Genomic DNA, 25,192 nt, shown 5'->3' with positions numbered 1-25,192 from the left:
TTTTCCGGAGCTTTTTAAATACTGGAGAAATAGCTGAGGCGATTTGACAGACGGAGGAACGTTGTGTACATTTATTGATAAATAAACGGCTGTTTGTGTGCTTGACTATAAAAGCTTTCTGCCGCTGTAATCGACTTTCAATTCTTTTGAACATATACCGTGAGCGCATACTGTACAACCTATGGTGTGCGCTATTCTCTGTGAAACAGGTGAAGGCATGATTCCAAGATATCTGGTTGATTTTGACGTAGCGGAATTGCCCAAATTTGAAGCCGACGTGATGATTATCGGCTCCGGCATTGCGGGTTTATACACGGCCATTAAGGCTGCGGAGAATCGGCGGGTATTGCTAATTACCAAGAAGACATTGTTGGAAAGCAACACCCGGTATGCACAAGGCGGCATCGCCGCTGTCACTTCGGATGAGGATGCACCAGCTTATCATATTCAAGATACCCTGATTGCAGGTGCAGGTCTGTGTGAACCGGAAGCGGTCAGGGCGCTTGTCCATGAGGGGCCAGGCGGTGTGCAGGAATTAATACGTTTAGGGACTGCCTTTGACCGAGAGAATGGCGAGCTTGCGCTGACACAGGAAGGCGCACATAGCCATCGGCGCATCTTGCACGCAAATGGGGATGCCACTGGCTATGAAATTGTTCGTGCATTGTCAGAGAAGGTCGCTGATCATCCCGCTATCGAGGTGTGGAACGAGCATATGGTGATCGACCTGATGACCGAGCATGGCGAGTGCATCGGCGCTCTCGTTCAAAAGCCGAATGGCGAACGATTATATGTCACTGCGAATGCAACGATTTTATGCTCTGGGGGCGGCGGACAATTATTTCGATATACGACCAATCCGGATATCGCGACCGGAGACGGGGTTGCTATGGCATATCGCGCCGGGGCAGCTGTGCGGGATATGGAATTTATACAGTTTCATCCGACAGCGTTGTGCCATCCGGGTGCTCCAAGATTTCTGATTTCCGAAGCCGTGCGGGGTGAAGGGGCTGTGTTGCGCAATATTCATGGAGAGCGTTTCATGGAGCAGTATGATTCCCGACAGGAACTCGCACCAAGGGATATTGTAGCTCGTGCAATCGTTCATGAGATGGAGCGTACGCAGGCTGCGTTTGTATACCTTGATATTAAACATGAACCGTCTGAACGGATCAAGCAACGGTTTCCAACCATTTATCGGACATGCCTTTCCTATGGTCTGGATATAACGGCGGACTGGATTCCCATAGCCCCCGCTGCGCATTATATGATGGGCGGCGTCCAGACCAATTTGCATGGAGAAACCACCCTTGCACGCCTGTTCGCATGTGGTGAGGTGTCTTCCACTGGTGTACACGGGGCTAATCGTTTGGCGAGTAATTCGTTATCTGAGGCGGTCGTATTCGGCAGCAGGATTGTCGAGCGGTTACATTCTTTACCGCCGCTGGCCGGTCATACGCTGATATCCTACGATGACAACCGCGTGGACTCTCTGGCTTCGTCTATCATAGAGCAGCAGCTCAAGCTGCAAGAAACAATGGTTCATTATGCCGGAGTCCGTCGGAATGGGGAGGGGTTACAAGCAGCACTGGATCAGCTACGGGGGCAGTTGTCCGTTTTCAGCGCTGCCCTGACCAGCCGGGAAGAGATCGAATTTGCCAATTTGCTCACTTGTGGTCTGCTGGTCACGGATGGGGCGCTGCTGCGTGAGGAAAGCAGGGGAGCACATTACCGTGAGGATTTCCCTATAGCAGACGATGGCGTATGGCGCAAGCATGTCCAGCAGCGACGTGAGCAAGGGATAACGGAGGAGTACGTTCATGACATCTAACAGCGAGCATTATGGAGAATTTAGCGGGTATCAGGAAGAACTGACAGCACAAATTCGCAGTTGGCTGCGAGAAGATACAGGATCGGGTGATGTGACCACGCGCTGGACCATCGAGCCGAATCACCAATCCAAGGCGGTAATCCATGCCAAGGAGTCTGGCGTTGTTGCGGGCTTGCCCGTGGCAGAACTCGTATTTCGGGTCGTAGACCCCTCGCTGTCCTTCACTCCACTGGTGACTGATGGGCAGTGGATTGAGCAGGGAACTGTTCTGGCAGAAGTGACAGGGAGTACCCATGCGATTCTGACGGGAGAACGTTTGGCTCTAAACTTGATTCAGCGGATGTCGGGCATTGCGACGCGAACCAAATCCTTTGTTGATCAGCTTCAAGGACTCTCGACGCGCTTGGTGGACACACGGAAAACAACACCAGGGCATCGGTTGCTTGAAAAATACGCTGTTCGTGTGGGTGGCGGTTCCAACCATCGGTTTGGCTTGTATGATGCCGTTATGATTAAGGATAATCATATCAAGGGTGCGGGTGGGATTATACAGGCGGTGACCCGGGCACGTACCCATATTCCGCACACGATGACGATTGAAGTAGAGACGGAAAATATGGAACAAATTCAGGAAGCGCTGAATGCCGGAGCGGATATTATTATGCTGGATAACATGTCCGTTCAGGACATGAAGGAAGCAGTTCGTTTCATTCGGGAACAAGCTCCACATGTCAAAACGGAAGCCTCAGGCAATGTATCGCTGGATACGGTGCGTGCGATGGCTGAGAGTGGCGTAGATGTGATTTCTGTAGGCAGGCTGACGTACTCTTTTCGTAATCTGGATATCAGCCTTGACCTTAACGCAAAGAAAGATAGGTGACACCGATTGATTCTTGTAGTGGATGTGGGCAATACCAATATTGTGCTGGGGATGTATCAGGGGCGAGAGCTGCTGCATCATTACCGGATCAGCACCTCCAGACAGGCTACCGCAGATGAATATGGCGTGCTCATACATAATCTTTTTAGTATGGGCGGCGTATTGAAGGATGATATTAAAGGGGTCATTATCTCCTCAGTCGTTCCACCGCTGGTTCATGTGTTGGAGGAAATGTGCGACAAATACATAGGCAGAACACCCCTCATCGTCGGACCGGGAATCAAGACCGGTCTTAATCTGCGTTATGAAAATCCGCGGGAAGTAGGGGCTGACCGGATCGTGAACGCGGTTGCTGCTGTCGAGCGGTATGGTGGTCCTCTGGTTGTGGTCGATTTTGGAACGGCGACGACGTTTGATTGTATTGATGATAAGGGAAACTACCTGGGTGGGGTCATTGTGCCGGGTATCGGGATATCGACGGAGGCGCTGTATCAACGAGCTTCCAAGCTGCCTCGCATTGAACTGGAAAAACCCAAGAAGGTCATCGGCCGCAATACGGTTCATGCTATGCAAGCGGGGATCATTTTCGGTTATGCAGGGCAAGTGGACGGTATTGTGGAGCGCATCAAGGAGGAAATGCAGGCAGAGCCTACGGTTATTGCTACCGGAGGTCTTGCCGAGTTAATTGCCTCGGAGACACGGAGCATTCAGAAAGTGTTGCCGATGTTGACGCTGGAAGGATTGCGTATCATTTACCAACGTAACGCTGAATAAAAATAGATATAAGCTGCCGCCGAGGCCAGCCGGAGATGAAACCGGTTTGGATTGGCGGCGTTTTTCGTCTATACTGAAATATGTTACGTTTTTGAACGATTCGCGTGATCTGTAGATACAGGTTATTTATATAGCAGAAAATCATGCTTTGTAGTTATGCGGGAACACTTACTAACGAAAATAACAGCATATAGCTGCTCTGAGAATAGGAGAGGAACTCAATATGGAAAAGAAACAGGATCGACTTATTCGTGGTACAGCTATGGATGGAAGGGTCAGAGCCTTTGCGGTTCGGACAACAGAACTGGTGGAGGAACTGCGGAGAAGACATGATACGTATCCTACTGCCACCGCCGCTTTGGGACGAACGCTTACAGCGGGTGCCATTATGGGTTCTATGTTAAAAGGTAAAGAGCGACTGACCGTTCAAGTTAAAGGTGACGGTCCAATCGGACAAATCGTCGTTGATGCCAACGCTGTAGGTGAGGTGCGGGGCTATGTGTCCGAGCCGCATGTACATTTGCCGAGTAATAGTATGGGCAAACTGGATGTAGCAGGTGCTGTCGGAACAGAGGGCTTTATTCATATCATCAAGGATTTGGGGTTAAAAGAACCCTATCGGGGCAGTACCCCGATTATTTCCGGCGAGCTGGGTGAGGACTTCACCTACTATTTTGCTAAATCTGAGCAGACACCTTCAGCAGTGGGTTTAGGCGTGCTGGTGGATACCGATAACTCGGTTATCGTGGCAGGCGGATTTATTATTCAATTGCTTCCGGGCTTGGATGATGATGAGATTACGGCCATCGAAAATGCAGTCGGCTCCATTCCGCCAGTTACAGCTCTGTTGGATCAGGGTTTAGAGCTTGATGAAATGCTGCGCTGGATGCTGCCGGACGTTCGGATTCTCGACGAAATGGATATTCATTTTCAATGTGAATGCACGCGAGAGCGTGTGGAAAAAACATTGATCAGCTTGGGAGAAAGCGAATTGGAGCAGCTGATTGAGGAAGAGGGACAGGCCGAGGTCGTGTGCCATTTCTGTAATGAGGCTTATCAGTTTAATAAAGATGAATTGCAAAATCTGTTAGATCAAGCCAAAGCCTAACCGGATGGGCGGTGTGAGCGATGACTACACGGGAGAAAGGATTATGGACGGCTGTCATTATCCTGACCGTCAGTGTCGCCGCCTTGGGTGGTCTTATCATGCTTCGTGGGCTGTTAAAGCCGGGTGATGTAACCAAGGGCGACGGCGATCATACTGTGGCGGAAATGGGTCAGGAAGGCATATCGGAGGAGCAGTGGATTGCGGAGCTGAAAAAACGCTATGGAGCCACTACACTGTTACAAATGCTAAACCGCAAAGTTGTGGAGGCGGAGGCTGGGCGTCTCGGTATCAAGGTTACCCAAGAGGATTTGCAGCAGGTTTTGGAGCAGGATAGCAAAGGGTATGCTTCGAATCGCGCCTATTTTGAGGAAATGCAGCAACAGTTTGGCTTAAATCCGGATGATTTGCGGAGTGAGGCGGAATACCGGATTGGGTTGGAGAAAATAGCCACACAGGGTATTCAGGTTCAGGAAGCTGATATTGACCAGTACTGGAAGCAGCACCCGGAGGAATTTGCAGTCGGCAAGCAGATCAAGCTGGCAGCTATATACGCGACCCAAGCGGAGGAAGCTGAGATGCTGCTGGAACGGGTCAAGCAGGGAGAAAGCTTTGATACACTGCTTCAAGAACATTCCAGTCATCTTTTCGGCAAAGACAAAAGTGGACAGCTGGGATGGGTGGACGAGTATGATCCTTTTCAGCCGCAAGAGATTATGGAGGCAGCGAGAGAGCTAAGTTCCGGTGATGTTGCTGGTCCCATTGCGGTTAACGAGGGTTATGCCGTCATTTTTGTACAGGATATCCGCCTGGAAGCTCCCACGAACGAACAACAGATTCGACAGCAAATTCGTCGCTCGCTTGCACTCGCTCAAGCTGCTCCTCTGGAAGAGGTAGAGAAAAGCCTGCGTGATAAATACGGAGTACGGATTTTGCCCGGAAAAGATATGCCATCCATTTCTCTATAAACAGAGTGAGCGATTCTTGGATTGAAGGAAGCGCGATGCTGAAAATCAGAGCTTGAGGAGTCGTGTTTTTTATGGCTCGTATTGACAATGGATTTGAAGATTGTTATGATTATCGTGGAAAACCCACCTTTTTTATCGGAAATTAAAATCAGGATTGTTTAACAATGTGATTCTGCAAAAAATTAATATAACATTCAATGTCAGGGAGGAACTTATCATGGCTAAAGTCGTCAATAACGTTACCGAACTTATCGGGGAGACCCCTCTCGTCCGTCTTAACCGGATCGTACCGGAAGATAGCGCAGAAATTTATTTGAAACTGGAATACCAGAACCCGGGGTCCAGTGTAAAAGACCGCATCGCGATTAGTATGGTGGAAGAGGCCGAACGCGAAGGACTGCTCAAACCAGGCGGTACGATTATTGAAGCTACCAGCGGTAATACAGGAATCGGCTTGGCCATGGTTGCAGCCGCGAAGGGCTACAAGGCAGTAATCGTTATGCCAGAAACAATGAGTTTGGAGCGTCGCAACTTGTTGCGTGCTTACGGAGCAGAACTTGTGCTGACACCCGGATCGGAAGGCATGAACGGATCTGTTAAGAAAATGGAAGAGCTGCTGAGTGAGAATCCGGAGTATTTTGCTGCCGAGCAGTTCAAGAACAAAGCCAATATCAAAATTCACCGTGAAACGACAGGTCCTGAGATCGTGGAAGCCATTCGCTCCATTGGCGGCAGTCTGGACGGTTTTGTAGCAGGGATTGGTACAGGCGGTACTATTTCTGGTGCAGGGGAAGTGCTTAAGAAAGAATTCCCTGAAATCAAAATCGTTGCTGTAGAGCCGGCTGCTTCTCCAATCTTGGCTGGTGGTAAGCCAGGACCCCACAAAATTCAGGGAATTGGTGCCAACTTCATTCCTGAAATTTTGAACCGTGACATCTATGATGAAATTATTCATGTAGAAAACGATGAAGCTTTCGAAGTTGCGCGTACAGTAGCCAAGGAAGAAGGCATCTTGTCAGGTATTTCCTCCGGTGCGGCTGTTCATGCAGCTTTGAAACTGGCTAAAGAATTGGGCAAAGGCAAGCGCATTGTTGTCATCGTTCCAAGTAATGGTGAACGTTACCTGAGTACGCCACTGTATAATTTCGAACTGTAATTACGTTGTAATTGTGTATACTATATGTAAGGAGTCCCTCATTTCCCTGTTGTCAGGGGGGTGGGGGATTCTTTTTAAAAATTAGCATACAGAACTTTGCGCAAAGTAAGGGAAGGGGAAGCACACGCATGAAATCGACAGCTAGAGTAACGGAGGCACAGTGGCAGGCCTGGCAGAAGGAAGAATGGAGTATAATCCCATATATTGCTGAGTATCAGTTACCTGCGGACGGTTTACCGTTATCATGGCAGAAGGCATGGGAGAATTCGTCACCCTATGCCTTTTTACTGGAGAGCGCTAAAGGCGGGAGATACACCTATCTGGGCTTAAATCCGGTTGCTTTATTGGAAGGTAAAGGGGAACAGGCAGTCTGGACCGATCTAAAAAGCGGCAAGCGTGATCTCATACAAGGTCAGCCCCTGACAGTCATGAACGACTGGATCGCTCCCTACCGTGCGCCGCGCGTACCGGGTATTCCTTTTTTCACTGGAGGCTTTGCTGGTTATCTTGGCTACGATGTAGCTCGCTCACTGGAGCGCCTACCGATACAGGCAGCAGACGATACAGGCATACCGGACTATGTATGGATGCAAGTAAACGAGCTATGGATCTATGATCATGAGGAAGCCCGTATTTATTGCGCTATTCATACACCCGCACCTGTTCACTTGGATACCGTCAGTAGTAACACCGTCAATGTCGATGATGTCGCTTTGGATCAGCAGAAAGCCATACTTTCCGAATATTACGCAGAAGCTGTCCAGCGTGCAGAACGTATGCTGACCCAGTGGGAGAACATCATACAAGCCGGAGCATCTGACCCTGCTTATATTCGCCGTTGCGCAAGACTTGCCGAAGAAGAGCTGTTCGCTACTCATCATGAAGCAGAAGGCTGGAAAGCAGCTTTCAACCAAGAGGACTTTGAACACGCCGTAAAGCGCGTGCAGGAATACATTGCACAAGGTGACGTATTTCAGGTAAACCTGTCGATTCGTCAGCAACGTACGCTGGCAGCCCAACCTGAGGATATCTATGAGTGGCTTCGCCTGCTGAACCCTTCCCCTTACATGGGCCTGCTGCGTATGCCGGATTTACGAATCGTCAGCGGTTCGCCGGAATTGTTGGTTAAGCTGGAAGATGGACGCGTCAGCGCACGTCCCATTGCAGGTACGAGAAGGCGAGGACTGACACCGGAAGAGGATAGCGCTATGGCTGCCGAGCTGCTATCGAGCGAAAAAGAGCGTGCCGAGCATATTATGCTCGTCGATCTGGAACGTAATGATATCGGCCGGATTGCTGAATACGGAACGGTGCATGTGCCGGAGTTGCTGACTGTCGAGTACTATTCGCACGTGATGCATCTCGTTTCTCAAGTAGAGGGCAAGCTGGCCGCGGGTCGTACCGCTTTAGATGTGATTGCTGCTACCTTTCCGGGGGGAACCATTACCGGAGCGCCCAAGGTGCGTACTATGGAAATTATTGAAGAATTAGAGCCTGTCCGGCGTGGTCCTTATACAGGGTCCATGGGATGGATTGACTATAACGGCAATATGGAATTAAATATTATAATAAGAACACTAGCTGTCAGAGGCAGCACAGCCTATTTACAGGCAGGTGCAGGCATTGTCATTGACTCAGACCCGTACAGGGAATATCGCGAGTGCCGAAATAAGGCAAGAGCCGTCATGAAGGCAGTACAATGTGGTGAAGAAGAAGCCGCTTTGAGCAAGAGCGGTATCACAGGAGGGTGAGTCGTATGATTTTGGTGATTGATAACTATGATTCGTTTACGTACAATCTTGTTCAGTATTTGGGTGAGCTTGGCGAGGAAGTAACCGTAAGACGGAACGATGAGATTGATCTGAAAGGCATAGAAGAGTTGGCGCCAGAGCATATTCTGATTTCGCCAGGTCCATGCACGCCGAATGAGGCGGGAATATCGCTGGACGTGATTAGCTACTTTAAAGGACGGATTCCGATCTTCGGCGTTTGTCTCGGTCACCAGGCCATCGGACAGGCATTTGGCGGCCATGTCATCCGGGCTGAACGACTCATGCACGGCAAAACATCACCGATTCTCCACCATAATACATCGGTATTTGAAGGCTTGCCTTCCCCGTTCACAGCGACCCGGTATCATTCTTTGCTGGTGGAGCGCGAGAGCCTGCCTGAATGTCTGGAAATTACCGCTGAAACTGCGGAAGGTGAAATTATGGGCTTGCGGCATAAAGAGTTTGCCGTGGAAGGAGTTCAGTTCCATCCGGAGTCCATCATTACGGACCACGGACATCAACTGTTACGCAATTTCCTGAAACGCAAGGTAGGCGTCTGATTCATGAAATACATCGGAGTCAATGGCGTCCTCACGGAAGCCGCAGATGCCGTGATCCACGTAAGTGATCACGGCTTTTTGTACGGAATAGGCCTGTTTGAAACCTTCCGTACCTACAAGGGAGTTCCGTTCCTGCTTGATCGCCATTTGCACAGACTGGCAGAGGGCTGCCAGATGTTGGGCATTCCTTTTCAACGGGACAAGAACCAGCTTACCGAGCATATCCACAGTCTGATGGTCGCGAATGGTCTGAACGAAGCATATATCCGCTACACCGTGTCTGCGGGCGAAGAGATACTCGGCTTGCCGTCTGGTGACTATACGCGTCCTAACCATATTTTGTTCGCCAAGCCGTTACCCGCTACGCATATAGAAGCTGTGGGAACGACTGCCGTATCGGCGCTTCAGTTGTTGCGAACTCCGAGAAACACGCCCGAGGGCGAGATTCGTTTAAAGTCGCTCCATTATATGAATAACATTCTCGCCAAGCGAGAGCTTCAGCAGTACGTCACTGCCGTCCAGCATAAGGCTGAAGGCATGATGCTTACGGCAGACGGTTTCCTGGCAGAAGGAATGGTCAGCAACCTGTTTTTTGTCCGAAACGGTACGCTGTACACCCCAGACCTGTCCACAGGTATCCTGTCAGGGATTACACGTGGACTCATTCTAGAGCTGGCGCAAGCGAGAGGTGTCCACTGTGAGCAGGGTCTATACCGTTGGGACGAGCTGCGACTGGCTGATGAAATATTTATGACGAATTCCATACAGGAAATCCGGTCTGTGAACCTGTTGCTGGAGCCGGATGGAACGACGCACCGGTTATCCGATGCCCGGACACAGACCGGTTCCATAACCGCTCTGCTGTTACACGATTACAGAGAGAAAGCAGGGATAAATTGAATATACCGACCATTTACCGACGAAGCTATCAGATGGGCGATGCCGAGCTTACGCTCGGAAATGCCACTCAGGTGATGGGTATACTGAACGTGACTCCGGATTCATTTTCCGATGGCGGATTGCACAATAGTCTGGAGATTGCTGTTTTACATGCCTTGAAACTGGTGGAGGATGGAGCCGATATTATTGATATTGGCGGGGAGTCTACCCGGCCGGGGCATGATCCGGTAGGTGTGGAAGAAGAGCTGGCCCGTGTCATTCCGGTAGTACAGGCTATTCACCGTATTGCTCCTCACATTCCATTGTCCGTGGATACTTACAAAGCTGAAGTAGCCCGGCAGGCCCTTGAAGCGGGTGCGCATATCATCAATGATGTGTGGGGATTTAAGGCAGATCCTGACATGGCACATGTAGCTTCACAATTCGATTGTCCTGTCATTTTAATGCATAATCGTCATGACCGTAACTATAGCGATTTAATACCTGATATGATTGATGATTTAAAAGGAAGTATCGGATTGGCGCTGGATGCGGGTGTACGTGCGGAACAGATCATTTTAGATCCCGGCATCGGGTTTGCCAAAGATTACGACGAAAATATCCATGCTATGACTTCTCTGGATACGCTAAGTCAGTTGGGTTATCCGCTGTTATTAGCGACGTCACGCAAAAGATTTATCCGTACAGCGCTGGATTTGCCTGTAGATGATGTAGTTGAGGGTACAGCAGCTACTGTCGCCTTTGGCATTGCTCAAGGCTGTCAGATTGTGCGTGTACATGATGTTGCGCAAATCAAACGCACGGTACGGATGTGTGATGCGATGGTGTACGGGTCCAAAAATGCACTGAATTATGATGGTTAGAAGACGCTGCATGAATGATTTGATCCTGCGATCGCTGTTGCAACGGGATTTTTTGAATTGGTAAAGCATGTAGAGGTAAAAATCCCGTTAGGTATATGCTTACGATGTAGCTTTTCTTTGAAAAGCTTTCAGGCGAGCGCTACGCTTCTTCGGATTCAAATAATTCGCTACGCTACTGCCTGCATAAAGTCACTGCATTTTCAGAAAAAAATTTATTATAAAAAAATTTAATTAAAAAAGAGGGGCTTATTACCGATGGATAAAATGGTTTTGCATCGCATGGAGTATTATGGATATCACGGTGTTTTTCCGGAAGAGCGCAAGCTGGGACAGCGTTTCTACATTGATTTGGAACTGGAGCTTGATCTGCGTGAGGCGGGCGAGCAAGATGCATTGGACAAAACGGTTAATTACGCTGAGGTGCATTACACCGTTAAAGATATTGTAGAAAAGGAATCTTACCAATTGATTGAAGCTTTGGGCGAACGTATTGCATCTTCCTTACTGGACACTTATACTAGTGTCAATGCACTGACTGTCAAAGTCACAAAGCCGCATCCGCCGTTCGATATTCATTTTGAGGGCGTGACGGTTGAGCTTTATCGCGCAAGAAAGTAGGAACGGTACATGAACGCACATTCGACCTCTGAGGCATCAGAGGCTTATATTGCTTTAGGGGCTAATTTGGGGGATCGTGAGCATACCCTGTATGAAGCCATCACGGCGCTGGACGAACATCCGGGTATACGGGTGCTGCGTTGCTCCAGCCTGTACGAAACAGAGCCTGTCGGGTATCTGGATCAGCCTTCTTTTCTAAACATGACAGCAGCCGTATCCACAACACTTGCTCCAGAAGAACTTCTGACCTTCATGTTAGAAGTAGAGAGCCGTCTGGGTCGAGTAAGACATATTCCTAACGGTCCGCGCACCATTGATTTGGATTTGTTATGGATGGAAGCGGTGGAGCTCGCTACAACGGATTTGGAGCTTCCTCATCCCCGCATGCTGGAGCGTGCTTTTGTGCTTGTCCCATTGGCTGATATCGTTCCGAATCAAGATCCATCCGGCCTATACAGTATCGTGCATACCGCATTGAAATCATTGGATGGAAAGGACGGCATACAGTTTTGGAAAACATGCAGCTGGCACAACGGCTTCGCGCCTTTCGGAAGCTAAAAGGATTTACGCAGCAGGAGTTGGCTGAGCGAACTGGCATATCCTTGGCCGTACTGGGTGCTGTGGAACGGGGCAACCGAACAATAGAGCCTGACATGCTGAACCTTATTGCCCAAACGCTAGAAATTGAAGTCCGGGAACTGACGGAATGACGATAAGTACACCATATACAAGTATGAATAAAGGAGTGAACAGAGAATGTTGAAAATCGGCGGTATTGAAATGAAAAACCAGGTCGTCCTGGCTCCGATGGCGGGCGTGTGTAACCCTGCTTTCCGTCTGATTGCCAAGGAATTTGGCACAGGCTTGGTATGCGCAGAAATGGTTAGCGACAAGGCAATCATTCACGGTAACAAGCGCACTCGTGAGATGCTGTTCGTAGATGAGCGCGAGAAGCCGCTCAGTCTGCAAATTTTCGGGGGAGACCGTGAATCCTTGGTGGAAGCGGCGAAGGTTGTGGATCAGGAGACGAACGCAGATATTATTGACATCAATATGGGCTGCCCGGTTCCCAAGGTAACCAAATGTGATGCGGGTGCCCGCTGGCTGCTTGATCCGAATAAAATTTATGAAATGGTATCCGCAGTCGTGGAATCCGTTAGCAAACCTGTTACCGTGAAAATGCGTATTGGATGGGACAGCGAGCATATTTATGCCGTAGAGAACGCCCGCGCCGTAGAACGTGCCGGAGGGCAGGCTGTCAGCGTACATGGTCGTACACGGGAGCAATTGTATACGGGACATGCGAACTGGGATATTATAAAAGAAGTTAAAGAAGCAGTTTCCATTCCTGTAATCGGAAACGGGGACGTGGCAACACCGGAAGATGCCCGCCGGATGCTGGATTTGACCAACTGTGACGGTGTTATGATCGGACGCGGCGCTCTGGGTAATCCTTGGATGCTGTACCGTACGATTGAGTATTTGCAGACAGGTGAGCTTTTGCCTGATCCTTCAGCGGAAGAAAAAATCCGCATTGCCATTCTGCATATGGACCGTCTGGTGGCATTGAAGGGTGAAGCTGTGGCTGTCCGCGAAATGCGTAAGCATCTGGCCTGGTACCTCAAAGGACTTAGAGGCTCTGCACGTATTAAGGACGTTGTTATGGAAGAAACGAAACGTGATGATATGGTACGTATTCTGGATGGCTTTGTATCCGGACTACACACGGTAGCAAATGATGAACATTCCACAGAGGCTGTTTCTCCTGCCGCCGTTGCGCAATAAGGAAGCTGTTTCTGCCTCTGTATGTGATTGACTTTTCCAATTACTTGCCCTATAATCGTTCAGTATAAAATCTTGATGTATGCTACAAATTGTATGCAGCTCTCAAGACAACAGCAGGAAATGTTCTCATTCCCTCAGAGTGGCATATTATGTTTTGAAAGCGTGCATTCCGATGCACTTTTAAACTTTTCCCATGACAGGAGAATCGGTTAAGATGAGCGATAAAGAAGTCATTCTGACACAGGAAGGTCTTAGAAAGCTCGAAGATGAGCTTGAGAACTTGAAGTCTGTCAAACGCCGTGAAGTGGCGGAACGGATTAAGGTAGCTATCGGATACGGGGATATCAGTGAAAACTCCGAGTATGAGGATGCGAAGAATGAGCAGGCTTTCATTGAAGGCCGTGTAATTACACTGGAAAAAATGCTACGCAATGCCCGCATTATCAATAGTGATGAAATTGAAACTGATGTTGTGGGAGTAGGCGCAACCGTGACCGTTGAGGATATGGAATTCGGAGATGTTACAGAGTATGCGATCGTAGGTTCAGCCGAATCGGACCCACTACAGAATAAAATCTCCAATGAAAGTCCGCTTGGCAAGGCAATGCTTGGTAAGAAAAAAGGAACTGTTGTGGATGTTACCGTTCCAGCAGGCGTTATACAATATAAAATCGTGGATATCAAAAAATAAGACACGGACTTTGGAATTGAATGTAAAAGCTTCCTTGGGGAAGCTTTTTTTCTCACACCCGGACGGACCCCGGCCCGTCTATTCATATTGAAGGAGCTGATTTAGCACCATGTCGGATGAAACTACTAACCAGGAACCTCAAGAAAATCGTGAGGAACTAAGCGAACTGCTGCAAATTCGCCGCGCCAAATTGGACGAGCTTCGCTCGTTGGGCATTGACCCTTTTGGTCGTAAATACATACGCACAGCTGAGGCGGGTGTACTGCTAAGCAAGTATGACAGTCTGACTAAGGAAGAACTGGAAGAAAAGAATATTGAAATTAGCATTGCAGGCCGTATTATGGCCAAACGGGTTATGGGGAAAGCCAGCTTTGCCCATGTACAGGATCTCAGTGGACGTATTCAAATCTATGTTCGTCAAGATACCGTGCCGGAAGCCAAATACAAAGCATTCGGTATTTTGGATCTGGGCGACATTGTGGGGATTAAAGGCGTACTGTTCAAGACCAAAACAGGCGAGACCACCATTAAGGTGCTGGACCTTGAGGTATTGTCCAAATCGTTGTACCCATTGCCAGAAAAATATCATGGTCTGAAGGATGTTGAGCTGCGCTACCGTCAGCGCTATGTCGATCTGGTTATGAATCCGGAAGTACAAAAAACGTTCATTACACGTTCCCGTATTATTCAATCTATGCGCCGTTATCTGGACTCGCTCGGTTATTTGGAGGTTGAAACGCCAACACTTCATTCCATTGCAGGCGGGGCGGCGGCCAAGCCGTTTATTACACATCATAATGCACTGGACATGCAGCTATATATGCGTATAGCCATTGAACTTCATCTGAAACGACTGATTGTCGGCGGATTGGAGAAAGTATATGAGATCGGTCGCGTTTACCGTAATGAAGGTATTTCCACTCGCCATAACCCTGAGTTCACGATGATTGAGCTGTATGAAGCGTATGCTGACTACCAGGACATCATGCAATTGACGGAAAACATGGTGGCTCACATTGCGCAAGAAGTGCTTGGCACACAGCGTATTCATTATCAGGGCCAGGAAGTGGACCTGACGCCGCAATGGCGCAGAGTATCTATGGTTGATGCGGTTAAAGAAGTAACAGGCGTGGATTTTGGCGCACAATTGAGCAATGAAGAAGCTCATCGCCTTGCGAAAGAGCATAAAGTGCCGGTAGAGCCGCATATGACCTTTGGACATATTCTGAATGCCTTCTTCGAACAATTCGTAGAGGAAACACTTATTCAACCGACCTTTATTACCGGGCATCCGGTTGAAATCTCGCCATTGGCGAAGAGAAACGAACAAGATCCACGCTTTACGGATCGCTTCGAGTTGTTTGTTGTAGCTCGTGAGCATGCTAACGCATTCACTGAGCTGAATGATCCGATTGACCAACGTCAACGTTTTGAAGCACAATTGCTGGAACGTGAGCATGGCAATGACGAGGCTCATGAAATGGATGATGATTTTATCCGTGCCTTGGAATACGGCATGCCGCCAACAGGCGGACTGGGCATCGGCATCGACCGCTTGGTCATGTTGCTGACGGATGCTCCTTCCATTCGCGATGTACTGCTTTTCCCGCATATGCGTAACCGTACAGTAGAATAACATAACATTATGAATATAGAGGATCAGCCGGGCTTCCCGTGTCTTGTTCCTCTTTTTCATAAGAACGGATGGAGAGAAAACTTCTAATGAAACGCAGCGTCAAGCTTGCCCGGTTTGCGTCGCCTCCTTTTATATTGGTCATCGGATACTTGCTGATTATTGCATTGGGCACTTTGCTGCTGATGCTTCCTATTTCCAATCATAGTGGACATGCTCCGCATTGGATTGATTCGCTGTTTACGTCCGTTTCCGCTGCTTGTGTCACCGGATTAGTCGTAGTAGACGTTAATTCAACTTATACGATGTTTGGAGAAACGGTCATCATGGTGCTGATGCAACTGGGCGGTCTGGGTTTTATGACCCTGGCGACCTTGTTTGCATTGCTGTTGGGGCGACGGTTATCGTTGAAAGATCGGCTGCTGCTAAAGGAAGCGATTAATGCCGACAGCATGGAAGGAATTGTGCGCATTATTCGCAAGGTGCTGATTTTTTCTTTTACCATTGAGGCGATAGCTGCTGTAGTCATGGCTTTGCGGTGGATGAGGGAGATGCCTGTCGGACAAGCGATATATTATGGAATATTCCATTCGGTTTCTTTGTTTAACAATGGAGGATTTGATCTGTTCGGAAGCAGCTTCCAACAATATTCCGGAGACTTTGTATTCAATATGATTGCATCCGTGCTTGTCATTTCAGGGGGATTGGGCTTTCTTGTACTAAGTGATCTGTTCGATTTTCGCCGCACCCGGAGACTGAGTCTTCACTCCAAAATGGTGTTAAGTGTGTCGGGTGGGCTTATTGTGATTGGTGCGCTGGTCATATTTATTTTTGAGTTTACCAATGCACGAACCTTGGGCTCAATGAACTGGGAAGAAAAAGTGTACGCATCTGTCTTTCAGTCCGTTTCCACTCGATCATCGGGTACCAGCACAGTAGATATCAGCGGGTTAAGGCAGGCCAGCCAGTTTTTTATTATGTTGCTGATGATTATCGGTGCTTCTCCGGGCTCCACCGGGGGAGGAATCAAAACGACTACGTTCCTGCTGATGGTTGGCGCCCTAATTGCCGTCATGCGGGGACAGAAGGAAATTGTGTTCTTTCGCCACCGGGTTCCTAAAGATATTATGATGCGTGCGCTGACCATTATTGTATTGGCGCTATTCATCTTCTCCATTGTGGTCGTGCTGCTCTTAATGACAGAGGATGCGCCTTTTCTCTCACTTGCGTTTGAGGCTGCCTCTGCGATCGGAACGGTGGGCATGTCGGTAGGTGTGACCCCGGGACTGTCTGATGCGGGAAAGCTGATTATTTGTGTGACCATGTTCATTGGCAGAATTGGGCCGCTTACGATCGCTTATGCCATTCGTCCACGCTCCACCAAGACGCTATACCGTCGTCCCGAAGGGCATATCGTAATTGGATAGCTCAATAGTGTAAAAAGATAAAAGATGCACCCGTGCTGATTGACACGGGTGCATCTTTTTTCATTTTGCATCATCATCGTCTAATGTGCAGCATATCATGAAAAGTATCCAATTTGAGAAAATGAGGCACCATGGACTTGACAGAGACTATTTTTTTGTAGAAAAAAGGCTATTTGTTTCCTTTTATGTAATTATAGACAAGATACTAGGAATATTATGTATAATATTGTATGATAGTGGGCATGGAAGGGGGATAGCTGAGGGAAACACCAATTTCTAATTTGAAAGGAATCATCTATTATGTATTTATTCATTATTAGTGCTGAAGTTTTATTCTGGGTTTTTGTTGTTTTAGGGTTGATCGCAAGATATATGTTTGGCTTAAAGAAATTAGGCGGTCTTCTTTTACTGTGTACTCCTATTATTGATGTCCTGTTACTGATTGCGGTGTTTATCACGGTGAGCAGCGGCATGGAGATTACGACTGCTACTGGCCTGGCGGCTTGCTATCTTGGCATTACGGTGGCATTTGGTCATAGGTTAATTAAATGGGCAGATGTGCGGTTCTCTCATTGGTTTGGCAAGGGGCCGAAGCCCGAACGCAAATATGGCGCTGCTCATGCAAAAGAGGAACGGACGGGGTGGTTGCTTCACCTGTTGGGCTGGGTCATCGGCAACGCTCTGCTGTTTGTTATCATTGTGTATGTAGATGATCCACAGCGTACGGTTTCCTTGGAAGGCATTATGAGTACATGGGCAATCGTTCTGGTAATCGACTTTATTGTTTCCTTTAGCTATACTTTGGCTCCAAAGAAAAATAAGGCGTAGCCCTCAGCACACTCGGATGAAATAAGACCGATCAATCAGGATGTTCAAATCGGAAGGGACATTGATGGTAAAAAATGAAGTTGTCACTTCCGGTAGTTTGCTGAGTCCGTCGCTATTGTGGGGAGCCAAAAATAATATCTTTACACTACTCTCGCTTTGACAGTCACCTCATTTTTGCCTCTCTACCTTTTCACTCGTATGGATTCCTTCCGATTTGAACACAGACCAACAGAAGCAGTTCAGATTATTTTTTCGTGAGCTGACAGACAGCATGCATCATGTGTTCTCCTGACCTTTTTAAGAAGGAGAGTAATAAGATGATTTTATGTCTTGTAAATATTTATGAATTTTAGGTGAATTCTTGAATCTGCGTAAAACGTCGATTGTTTAACTTTGGCAACTAACATGATAATATTCCAGAAAAGATTACATATGTCTATATATGTAGGCATACGAAATTAAGTTGTTTTTTTGTCGAAAAATGTAAATAAGAAAGGTGGTTTCTGTGGCAGCACTGCTGAGTGGTAAGAACATTTTGATTATGGGCGTGGCTAATAACAGAAGTATTGCCTGGGGGACAGCTCAATCTTTAGCTGCTGAAGGAGCACAGCTCATTTTTACTTACGAAAATGAGAGGGTTGCAGAGCGGGTACTAAAGCTCGTTGAAACCATTCCGGGAGCACTGGTCTGTCCTTGTAATGTACAAAGCAATGAAGAGCTTGATGCGTTGGCGGATTTTCTAAAAGAAAAAGTAGGCGTGTTGCATGGTTATTTTCACAGTGTCGCCTATGCTAAGGCTGAGGATTTGGATGGCTTGTTCGTTGACACTTCTCGCGAGGGATTCGCCGTTGCACAAGAAATCAGTGCCTATTCTCTGGCTGCTGTATCCCGTCGAGTATATCCACTGATGACAGAGGGTGGAAGTATCGTCACCATGACGTATATTGGCGCGGAACGAGCGATCAAAAATTACAACGTTATGGGTGTGGCGAAGGCTTCACTGGAAGCCAGCATGCGCTATCTGTCGAATGATCTGGGCACATATGGCATTCGTGTAAATGCGATTTCTGCTGGTCCGATACGGACCTTGGCTGCCTATGGCATTAAGGATTTTAACACAATGCTCAAACATATTGAAGAAACTACGCCCCTACGCAAGACGGTTGATACGTCCGAAGTCGGAGATACGGCGTTATTCCTATTTTCCCATTTATCGAGAGGCATTACGGGTGAAGTTATTCATGTAGATGCTGGATACCATATTACGGGGATGTAAGGAGGGAACGTTGTGCTTATAACGCATACGGATTGCCGGATTATCTCACCTGAAGGAATTATGACTAGGGAGCGTCTGGAGCGAGACGTTACGATCTTCTCCCGGATGTTGACTCTTAGAGGAATTTCCGAAGACGGTAGAGTGATTCTGAAAGCGGCCAATTCCTATTGGTTTGTTGTGTCTCTGTTCTCCCTGTGCAATATTGCTGTTTCAGTGACTGTGGTGGACGAGCAGACTGTGCTCGATGAGGTGGCCCAAATCTATGATGAAGCGGGTGCCTGTTGCATCCTTACGGATTCCGATTTAGAACTTCCTCATGCTCTCGTTATTCTGATTCAAGATCTGATTCAAGAAGAAGCAGTACACCCGGATTGGGTGGGAGAGCCAAAGCTTGAAGCCCTCGACTTTAACAAGTGGTGCGAGAGGCCAGATGCGCTCATTCTGTATTCTTCAGGTACGACGGGAAAACCCAAGGGAATCGTGAAAGCTGGTTCAGCTTTTATGGAGAATATCAGGCATTCCATACACGCCATGAACTACCTACCGTCTGACCATATGCTCCCCGTTGTGCCTTTCTCTCATTTTTATGGAATCTCACTTATCTTCTCCTGGTGGTTAACCTCATGTTCTCTCATCATCTGCAATCCAAAAAACCTCTGGAGCATCATTGCAAGTATTACAAAAGACCGGGCGACGGTCGTAGACGCTAACCCCTCTGCTTTTTACACCTTGTTGCGTATGCTAAACCGAAAACCCGAACAACTGGAAATGGTCAAGGAAGCTCCGGTGCGCATGTGGTGCGTAGGCGGTTCCCCACTTACCCAGGACCTCGAAGAAAAATTTAACAACATATTTGGACAGCCCTTGCTGAATGGTTACGGTCTTTCTGAATTGGGCAACGTTACGCTGGGGACGCTGGAGTGTCCACAAGGTTGTGGCAAGCCGTTGCCGGGTGTGGATCTGAAAATACTAGATGCTGCTGGCGAGCAGCAGGCGGACGGCATCGTAGGCGAAGTGTGGATACGCAGTGCCGGATGCATGGAAGGCTACCTGAATCGTCCAGACCTGACGCAGTCGGTTCTTCAGGACGGCTGGTTCAAGACGGGCGATCTGGGCTACCTGGATGACGAAATGCTGTATGTCATTGGTCGCAGCGGTAAGACGTTCAACCGGATGGGCTATATGGTATCTCCGGTCTATATCGAGGATCGGATTGGTTCGCTAGGTTACCGATCCTGCGTGATTACCTTGGAGGACGAGGCGAAAGGAACATTGCTTGTTGCATTCATCGAAAGCGAATCCTCGCAGGCTTTGTCTGTACTCCGCAAAGAGATGAATCGGGTACTTCCTTCATACATGTTTCCCGATCTTTTGCTTCCGCTCGCCCATTTTCCTTTAAATCGCAATGGAAAAGTAGATCGGCTGGAGATGGAGCGCATCGCCCTGGAGAAAGTTGCTTCTCGCAAAGTATAGCAAGATATTTACCAAAACCGCATATAGGAAAGGGAGAATGTGCCATGAGTATAAATCCAGAATTGGCAGAAAACACACTGTTTTTGGAAAGGCATGAATCTATTCTGAAGTGCCTCAATTATTTGATTGAAAATCGGCAGGAAGTGATGGATATTCTCACGCAATTTTCATCCTATCGGGCCGCCAATGCAGAAATTGACTCCACGATCCTCACACTTCAAGGTGCTCTGCAAGAAGTGCAGACCTATCAGCCAAGCTGGCAACGTTCTATGGCTGTATTCATGCCTTCCAACGTCGTTTTATATTCCTATGCATTATACCTCTTGATTCCGTCCCTTTACGTTGAGAATATAGACTTTCGTCCTTCTTCTCACGTAAACGAGTACGTCAACATGCTGCATGAAAAGCTTCAGGCTGTACATGGATTACCCATTTATATTCGTAAGGTTAGCCAGAGAGTTTTCATGGAAAATTCCGTTTTGCCAGCTGATATTGTGGTGTTCACGGGTAGCTATACCAATGCGGAGAAAATCAAAAAACAGATTCGAAAAGAACAGCTCTACATCTTTTACGGACAAGGGATAAATCCTTTCATCATTGGACCTGATGCCGATCTGGAGCTGGCGGTTACCGATGTGATCCGAATGAGATTGTTCAATTCTGGATAGGACTGCCTGGGACCCGACATCATTCTGGTGCATCAAGATGTGACGGAGAATTTTAAAAACTTGCTAATTGAGCGGCTTGACCAACTGGTGTTTGGAGCCAACAATGATCCGAACGCGAGCTACTCCCCTATTTTCTATAAAGACACGCTGTATTCGGTTTCGGAATATTTTAATACGAACGATAAGTTTATTATTTACGGCGGTGGCATTGATTTCCGTACGAAAAAGATGGAGCCGACGATTGTATATAGCGAGCTAGATCAGGATTTGGAGATTATTGAGTATTTTTCACCGGTCTTCAACGTGGTTAGCTACCGAGACGACGAGCAGCTAATCAAGCGTATTTCCTCCAGCTATTTCAGTGAACGTGCGATGGGCTGCAGCTTATACGGGTCTGATCACCTGACCGACGTCCTGCGAAAGAAGCACACGCTGACCATTAATGAGACGCTTGAGGATGTGGATCAGGGCAATAAGCCCTTTGGTGGCTATGGCACGATGTCGAACTATATTTTTTACGATTTTAAGCTCGTTTCGAAGCCCATTTTGATTTCAGAAATTGTCGCAGAATATTTGTCGGAAAAGAGGAGTTTGGTATGACTGCGAGTTTATTCCCTTGGGATGCCATCATTGGCTACTTAAAAACGGCTGGAGTTCGGCATCTCTTTGGATTACCAAGTGATGATCTCAATATCGTATCGTCACTCCCTTCGTCGGGTATGGATTTTATTCTGTGCAAAGATCAGCGTAATGCTGTGTTCATGGCAGCAGGCTATGCACTCACAACCAACCAGATGTCCGTATGTGTTGTAGGTAAAGGCCCTGCGCTTAGTAATACACTCACGGGGCTGCTGGAAGCGAAGAACCTTGGTGCTCCGCTTTTACTTTTGGCGCTTGGCACCGGAGGGGACAAGCTGGGTACCCGATCCTTTCAGGAAGCCGATCAAATCTCACTCGTGAAGCCGCTTGTAAAATGGGCTTATCGTGTCGAGCATGTAGATCGGCTTGTATGGGCGATGGAGCGGGCAGCCTTTTTGGCGATCAATGGAGCACCGGGTCCTGTCTATATCGAACTACCCGAAAACCTGATGGACCAGCCTGTGTCAACAGGGTTTCAGTTTACCCCACCAGAAAAGCTGTCGTGCTCTCCGTCTCGTCGGGAGTTGGATGCATCGTGGGGAATTATTGAGAACGCCCGCAGGCCACTCATTCTAGTCGGAGGCGGAATGAAGTCAGGTACAGGTGATGTGATTGAGCGGTTTGCTAACCAACATGGAGCGGCCTTGTTCGCAACCGCCTCGGGACGGGGTGTGGTTGATGAAGACCACGAACTCTTCTGTGGTGTTGCGGGACTCTATACGGATCTTAGTCTAAGACAAATCTGGAAGGATTCTGATGTGGTGATCACGCTGGGCAGCCGCTTGGAAGAGACGGCTACTTTCGAGTGGGATATTTTGCTACAGGATACACCTTTAATTCAAGTCAATGTAAATCTGGAGGATTTTGCACACGAATACAGGGGTATCAAGGTACTTGGTGATGGATATGCAGCGGTGGAACAGTGGCTTGAACGGCGCGGGCAGAAGCCTGATGGAGTGTGGATTGAAACGATCAGGAACTGTAAAGAGAAGGCTTTTTCTAACCGGGCTATTCATCTGGAGGAGCTGAAAAAAGCTCCTGGAATCCACGTTCCAGAACTGCTGGACATGATTCAGACGGAGTTTCCTGAAAATCTGGTGCTCCTTCAAGAGAATGGATTACAGGATATGTGGTCCTATTTTTATCCATATTTCCGCTTTGCCCACGGCTCTCTTTCGATTGTTCCTAGTGATCAAACGAGTCTTGGATTCGGTGCGGCGGCTGCTCTGGGAGCAAGCGTGGCAACACAACGTCCAGTAGTGGCACTGGTAGGTGACGGTGCTTTCAATCTCTTCTGTTCGGATTTTATGACGGCGGTGGAGTATCAAATACCGTTAATCTATCTCGTACTCAATAATGGTGGCTATGGTTGGTTGCAGAATCAGATGAATTATAAGCATCTCGCAGGACAGTCCCTCCCGTTTGTTTCTGAGGCGGCTAAGACAGGAATTCAAATTCCCCAGTATGAGTTTGTGGAAAGCCTTGCAATTCGGAGTAAGGGAGAGGCACGGGAACAGCTTCAGCTTGCTTGGCAAAAGTATCAGGAGAACAAGCTTGTGGTCGTCGAGGTATATGCTGATCTTGCGGATGTGCATGAGAAAATCAGTCATGTGTATGGCGACTTTCCTCTCTACGAGCAACAGGCTTCCAAGAATTAATTTCAGCGAAGGACGTGGGTACAGTGAGAAGACGTGTTGTGGTGACAGGACAGGGAGTCGTAACGCCGGTTGGGCTTAATCTTTCAGATTTCTGGAATTCACTGTTGGAAGGAAAGAGCGGAATCGGACCTGTCACTGCTTTTGATACAGCGGACATTCCGACGAAGATTGGCGCACAGGTTACAGGCTTTGATCCGTTGCAATATATGAGCAAGAAGGAAGCTAATAAAGTAGCACAGTTTACCCAATTTGCCTTGGCGGCTGCCCGTCAGGCAGTCGAGCAATCGAAATTAGTGATTGACGAGCGGAATGCAGGCCGCGTGGGTGTTATTGTCGGCTCTGGAGCAGGAGGCCTCGACGTCATAGAGGAGAACTACAGGAAATTAACAGAGCTTGGCCCCAAAAGGGTTTCTCCTTATTTTGTTTCCTCGATGATGATTAATTCTGCGCCTGGCGAAATCTCCATTGCTATCGGAGCCAAGGGACCTTCTTTTGCTGTGGTTACGGCTTGTGCCACAGGAAGCAATGCCATTGGTGAGGCATTACGTACGATCCAGTACGGCACGGCAGATGTTGTGGTCGCTGGAGGAGCAGAAGCCAATTTTAGTCAGCTTGATTTGGCATCTTTTGCGAATATTCATGCTCTTTCCAGACGAAATGAGGAGCCGCAGAAGGCCAGTCGCCCGTTTGATGTGGACCGCGATGGATTCGTCATCGGTGGAGGAGCAGGGGTCTTGGTGCTGGAGGAGCTGGAGCATGCCTTGAACCGAGGGGCCACCATTTTGGCCGAAGTTGCAGGTTACGGATGTACAACCGATGCGTATCATATCACGGCTCCAGATCCCTCTGGCTCCGGCCCGGCAGAAGCGATTAACATCGCACTGCAGGATGGTGGCTTGACACCGCAGGAAATCGACTATGTCAATGCCCACGGTACGAGTACGCCATTTAATGATCGTATGGAGATTAATGCTATTCAAAAAGTATTCGGGGAGCATGCCCCCCGTTTGGCGATATCGTCTATTAAATCCATGACTGGTCATTTAATGGGCGGTGCAGGGGCAGTCGAATTAATTGCGACTGTGCAGAGCATGATTCACAGCAAAGTACCACCGACACTCAATTGCGACAATCCTGAAGCTCCTGAATTGAATTTTGTGCCGCATGTATATCAGGAACGCGAGGTCCGTGCGGCGATTAGCAATTCATTTGGTTTCGGGGGGCACAACGTCTGTCTTGCTGTTCGCAAGTGGGAAGGGGTATAAGCCTGTGAGCGAAGAGCTAATCCATATCCCGGATGTGCTTCCGCACAGGTACCCGTTTCTTCTGCTGGATGGCGTGACTGGGTACGAAACATCGCAATGGGCGAAGGGGTACAAGCTTGTCACCTGGAGTGAGTGGTTCATTACAGACACTAACCCATACATGCCTCCTATGTTGATTGTGGAGTCGCTTGCACAATTAGCGGCATTCGCTGCAATTGATAAAAAAGGTATTTCATACCTGACTAGCCTCAATGGAATTCGATTCCACAGCTTGGCGAAGCCTGGGGACCGAATTGATCTCTATTTTGAAGTGATCAAGCGTCGGCGGGGCTATATTCTCGGAAGCGGTCGGGCCTCCGTAGGGGATCGATTGGTGGTTGAGGCGGAAGAAATTGTTTCACTGGATCAATGACGGGGTGGAA

At 48.2% G+C, this 25,192-nt stretch carries 25 protein-coding genes; all 25 read left to right on the top strand.

Features of this window, described 5'->3' with window-relative positions:
- Positions 1–217 precede the first annotated feature (217 nt).
- The 25 genes from nadB to ACQ4MX_RS14505 all read left to right on the top strand — a co-directional run bounded on the left by nadB (position 218) and on the right by ACQ4MX_RS14505 (position 25,182).
- On the top strand, positions 218–1,831 hold the full coding sequence (gene nadB, locus ACQ4MX_RS14625; RefSeq protein ID WP_431085620.1) for an L-aspartate oxidase: 1,614 nt from the start codon (positions 218–220) through the stop codon (positions 1,829–1,831).
- Positions 1,821–2,711: a carboxylating nicotinate-nucleotide diphosphorylase gene (gene nadC, locus ACQ4MX_RS14620; RefSeq protein ID WP_431085619.1), complete on the top strand. Its 891-nt coding sequence runs from the start codon at positions 1,821–1,823 to the stop codon at positions 2,709–2,711. The genes nadB and nadC overlap by 11 nt, the downstream gene beginning before the upstream one ends.
- 6 nt (positions 2,712–2,717) lie before the next feature.
- Positions 2,718–3,485 carry a type III pantothenate kinase gene (locus tag ACQ4MX_RS14615; protein ID WP_431085618.1) on the top strand — a complete coding sequence of 256 codons (768 nt, stop codon included), beginning with the start codon at positions 2,718–2,720 and terminating at the stop codon, positions 3,483–3,485.
- 223 nt (positions 3,486–3,708) lie between these two features.
- The gene (gene hslO, locus ACQ4MX_RS14610) at positions 3,709–4,593 is read left to right on the top strand and encodes an Hsp33 family molecular chaperone HslO (RefSeq protein WP_431085616.1); all 885 of its coding nucleotides are present in this window, start codon (positions 3,709–3,711) and stop codon (positions 4,591–4,593) included.
- A 20-nt stretch (positions 4,594–4,613) separates the two neighbouring features.
- Positions 4,614–5,558, top strand: coding sequence for a peptidyl-prolyl cis-trans isomerase (locus tag ACQ4MX_RS14605; RefSeq protein ID WP_431085615.1), 945 nt, complete (start codon positions 4,614–4,616; stop codon positions 5,556–5,558).
- Between the two features lie 217 nt (positions 5,559–5,775).
- Positions 5,776–6,714, top strand: a complete 939-nt coding sequence (cysK, locus tag ACQ4MX_RS14600) for a cysteine synthase A (protein WP_134911724.1) — start codon at positions 5,776–5,778, stop codon at positions 6,712–6,714.
- 128 nt (positions 6,715–6,842) lie between these two features.
- Positions 6,843–8,465 (top strand): anthranilate synthase component I family protein, encoded by a 1,623-nt coding sequence (locus tag ACQ4MX_RS14595; protein WP_431085614.1) that lies wholly within the window; start codon positions 6,843–6,845, stop codon positions 8,463–8,465.
- Between the two features lie 5 nt (positions 8,466–8,470).
- Positions 8,471–9,046: an aminodeoxychorismate/anthranilate synthase component II gene (gene pabA, locus ACQ4MX_RS14590; RefSeq protein ID WP_431085613.1), complete on the top strand. Its 576-nt coding sequence runs from the start codon at positions 8,471–8,473 to the stop codon at positions 9,044–9,046.
- 3 nt (positions 9,047–9,049) lie between these two features.
- A complete protein-coding gene (locus ACQ4MX_RS14585; RefSeq protein ID WP_431085612.1) occupies positions 9,050–9,946 on the top strand; it encodes an aminotransferase class IV in 897 nt (298 codons plus the stop codon).
- Positions 9,943–10,809, top strand: coding sequence for a dihydropteroate synthase (folP, locus tag ACQ4MX_RS14580; RefSeq protein WP_431085611.1), 867 nt, complete (start codon positions 9,943–9,945; stop codon positions 10,807–10,809). Before ACQ4MX_RS14585 ends, folP begins: the two co-directional genes overlap by 4 nt.
- A 255-nt stretch (positions 10,810–11,064) precedes the next feature.
- On the top strand, positions 11,065–11,427 hold the full coding sequence (gene folB / locus ACQ4MX_RS14575; protein ID WP_007428051.1) for a dihydroneopterin aldolase: 363 nt from the start codon (positions 11,065–11,067) through the stop codon (positions 11,425–11,427).
- Positions 11,428–11,436: 9 nt separating this feature from the next.
- The gene (gene folK, locus ACQ4MX_RS14570) at positions 11,437–11,985 is read left to right on the top strand and encodes a 2-amino-4-hydroxy-6-hydroxymethyldihydropteridine diphosphokinase (protein WP_192512569.1); all 549 of its coding nucleotides are present in this window, start codon (positions 11,437–11,439) and stop codon (positions 11,983–11,985) included.
- On the top strand, positions 11,937–12,137 hold the full coding sequence (locus ACQ4MX_RS14565; RefSeq protein WP_431085610.1) for a helix-turn-helix domain-containing protein: 201 nt from the start codon (positions 11,937–11,939) through the stop codon (positions 12,135–12,137). Before folK ends, ACQ4MX_RS14565 begins: the two co-directional genes overlap by 49 nt.
- A gap of 46 nt (positions 12,138–12,183) precedes the next feature.
- Positions 12,184–13,212: a tRNA dihydrouridine synthase DusB gene (gene dusB, locus ACQ4MX_RS14560; RefSeq protein WP_431085609.1), complete on the top strand. Its 1,029-nt coding sequence runs from the start codon at positions 12,184–12,186 to the stop codon at positions 13,210–13,212.
- 214 nt (positions 13,213–13,426) lie between these two features.
- Positions 13,427–13,903, top strand: a complete 477-nt coding sequence (greA, locus tag ACQ4MX_RS14555) for a transcription elongation factor GreA (protein ID WP_137061121.1) — start codon at positions 13,427–13,429, stop codon at positions 13,901–13,903.
- A gap of 109 nt (positions 13,904–14,012) precedes the next feature.
- Positions 14,013–15,539, top strand: a complete 1,527-nt coding sequence (gene lysS, locus ACQ4MX_RS14550) for a lysine--tRNA ligase (protein ID WP_192512571.1) — start codon at positions 14,013–14,015, stop codon at positions 15,537–15,539.
- 86 nt (positions 15,540–15,625) lie between these two features.
- Entirely contained in the window at positions 15,626–16,963 is a 1,338-nt protein-coding gene (locus tag ACQ4MX_RS14545) for a TrkH family potassium uptake protein (protein WP_431085608.1), read from the top strand.
- 300 nt (positions 16,964–17,263) lie between these two features.
- Positions 17,264–17,791: a hypothetical protein gene (locus tag ACQ4MX_RS14540; protein ID WP_431085607.1), complete on the top strand. Its 528-nt coding sequence runs from the start codon at positions 17,264–17,266 to the stop codon at positions 17,789–17,791.
- Positions 17,792–18,296: 505 nt separating this feature from the next.
- The gene (gene fabI / locus ACQ4MX_RS14535) at positions 18,297–19,067 is read left to right on the top strand and encodes an enoyl-ACP reductase FabI (RefSeq protein WP_431085606.1); all 771 of its coding nucleotides are present in this window, start codon (positions 18,297–18,299) and stop codon (positions 19,065–19,067) included.
- A gap of 12 nt (positions 19,068–19,079) precedes the next feature.
- Positions 19,080–20,540 carry an AMP-binding protein gene (locus ACQ4MX_RS14530; protein ID WP_431085605.1) on the top strand — a complete coding sequence of 487 codons (1,461 nt, stop codon included), beginning with the start codon at positions 19,080–19,082 and terminating at the stop codon, positions 20,538–20,540.
- Positions 20,541–20,584: 44 nt separating this feature from the next.
- Positions 20,585–21,208: a hypothetical protein gene (locus ACQ4MX_RS14525; RefSeq protein ID WP_431085604.1), complete on the top strand. Its 624-nt coding sequence runs from the start codon at positions 20,585–20,587 to the stop codon at positions 21,206–21,208.
- 6 nt (positions 21,209–21,214) lie between these two features.
- Positions 21,215–21,808: an aldehyde dehydrogenase family protein gene (locus ACQ4MX_RS14520; RefSeq protein ID WP_431091341.1), complete on the top strand. Its 594-nt coding sequence runs from the start codon at positions 21,215–21,217 to the stop codon at positions 21,806–21,808.
- Positions 21,805–23,505, top strand: a complete 1,701-nt coding sequence (locus tag ACQ4MX_RS14515) for a thiamine pyrophosphate-binding protein (RefSeq protein WP_431085603.1) — start codon at positions 21,805–21,807, stop codon at positions 23,503–23,505. The genes ACQ4MX_RS14520 and ACQ4MX_RS14515 overlap by 4 nt, the downstream gene beginning before the upstream one ends.
- Before the next feature lie 23 nt (positions 23,506–23,528).
- Positions 23,529–24,770 (top strand): beta-ketoacyl-ACP synthase II, encoded by a 1,242-nt coding sequence (fabF, locus tag ACQ4MX_RS14510; protein WP_431085602.1) that lies wholly within the window; start codon positions 23,529–23,531, stop codon positions 24,768–24,770.
- A gap of 4 nt (positions 24,771–24,774) precedes the next feature.
- Positions 24,775–25,182: a 3-hydroxyacyl-ACP dehydratase FabZ family protein gene (locus ACQ4MX_RS14505; protein WP_431085601.1), complete on the top strand. Its 408-nt coding sequence runs from the start codon at positions 24,775–24,777 to the stop codon at positions 25,180–25,182.
- The last annotated feature ends 10 nt before the right edge of the window (positions 25,183–25,192 follow it).

Source organism: Paenibacillus sp. 8b26 (genome assembly GCF_050626875.1).
Classification (GTDB): Bacteria; Bacillota; Bacilli; order Paenibacillales; family Paenibacillaceae; genus Paenibacillus.
Note: the sequence above shows the minus strand (reverse complement) of the source record. Positions and strands in the feature narration are given on the sequence as shown.

What these genes read in the sequence shown, in the direction of transcription:
- nadB (WP_431085620.1), top strand. Translation starts at nt 218, where the DNA reads ATGATTCCAAGATATCTGGTTGATTTTGACGTAGCGGAATTGCCCAAA.
- nadC (WP_431085619.1), top strand. Translation starts at nt 1,821, where the DNA reads ATGACATCTAACAGCGAGCATTATGGAGAATTTAGCGGGTATCAGGAA.
- hslO (WP_431085616.1), top strand. Translation starts at nt 3,709, where the DNA reads ATGGAAAAGAAACAGGATCGACTTATTCGTGGTACAGCTATGGATGGA.
- ACQ4MX_RS14605 (WP_431085615.1), top strand. Translation starts at nt 4,614, where the DNA reads ATGACTACACGGGAGAAAGGATTATGGACGGCTGTCATTATCCTGACC.
- cysK (WP_134911724.1), top strand. Translation starts at nt 5,776, where the DNA reads ATGGCTAAAGTCGTCAATAACGTTACCGAACTTATCGGGGAGACCCCT.
- ACQ4MX_RS14595 (WP_431085614.1), top strand. Translation starts at nt 6,843, where the DNA reads ATGAAATCGACAGCTAGAGTAACGGAGGCACAGTGGCAGGCCTGGCAG.
- pabA (WP_431085613.1), top strand. Translation starts at nt 8,471, where the DNA reads ATGATTTTGGTGATTGATAACTATGATTCGTTTACGTACAATCTTGTT.
- ACQ4MX_RS14585 (WP_431085612.1), top strand. Translation starts at nt 9,050, where the DNA reads ATGAAATACATCGGAGTCAATGGCGTCCTCACGGAAGCCGCAGATGCC.
- folB (WP_007428051.1), top strand. Translation starts at nt 11,065, where the DNA reads ATGGATAAAATGGTTTTGCATCGCATGGAGTATTATGGATATCACGGT.
- folK (WP_192512569.1), top strand. Translation starts at nt 11,437, where the DNA reads ATGAACGCACATTCGACCTCTGAGGCATCAGAGGCTTATATTGCTTTA.
- dusB (WP_431085609.1), top strand. Translation starts at nt 12,184, where the DNA reads ATGTTGAAAATCGGCGGTATTGAAATGAAAAACCAGGTCGTCCTGGCT.
- greA (WP_137061121.1), top strand. Translation starts at nt 13,427, where the DNA reads ATGAGCGATAAAGAAGTCATTCTGACACAGGAAGGTCTTAGAAAGCTC.
- lysS (WP_192512571.1), top strand. Translation starts at nt 14,013, where the DNA reads ATGTCGGATGAAACTACTAACCAGGAACCTCAAGAAAATCGTGAGGAA.
- ACQ4MX_RS14545 (WP_431085608.1), top strand. Translation starts at nt 15,626, where the DNA reads ATGAAACGCAGCGTCAAGCTTGCCCGGTTTGCGTCGCCTCCTTTTATA.
- ACQ4MX_RS14540 (WP_431085607.1), top strand. Translation starts at nt 17,264, where the DNA reads ATGTATTTATTCATTATTAGTGCTGAAGTTTTATTCTGGGTTTTTGTT.
- ACQ4MX_RS14525 (WP_431085604.1), top strand. Translation starts at nt 20,585, where the DNA reads ATGAGTATAAATCCAGAATTGGCAGAAAACACACTGTTTTTGGAAAGG.
- ACQ4MX_RS14515 (WP_431085603.1), top strand. Translation starts at nt 21,805, where the DNA reads ATGACTGCGAGTTTATTCCCTTGGGATGCCATCATTGGCTACTTAAAA.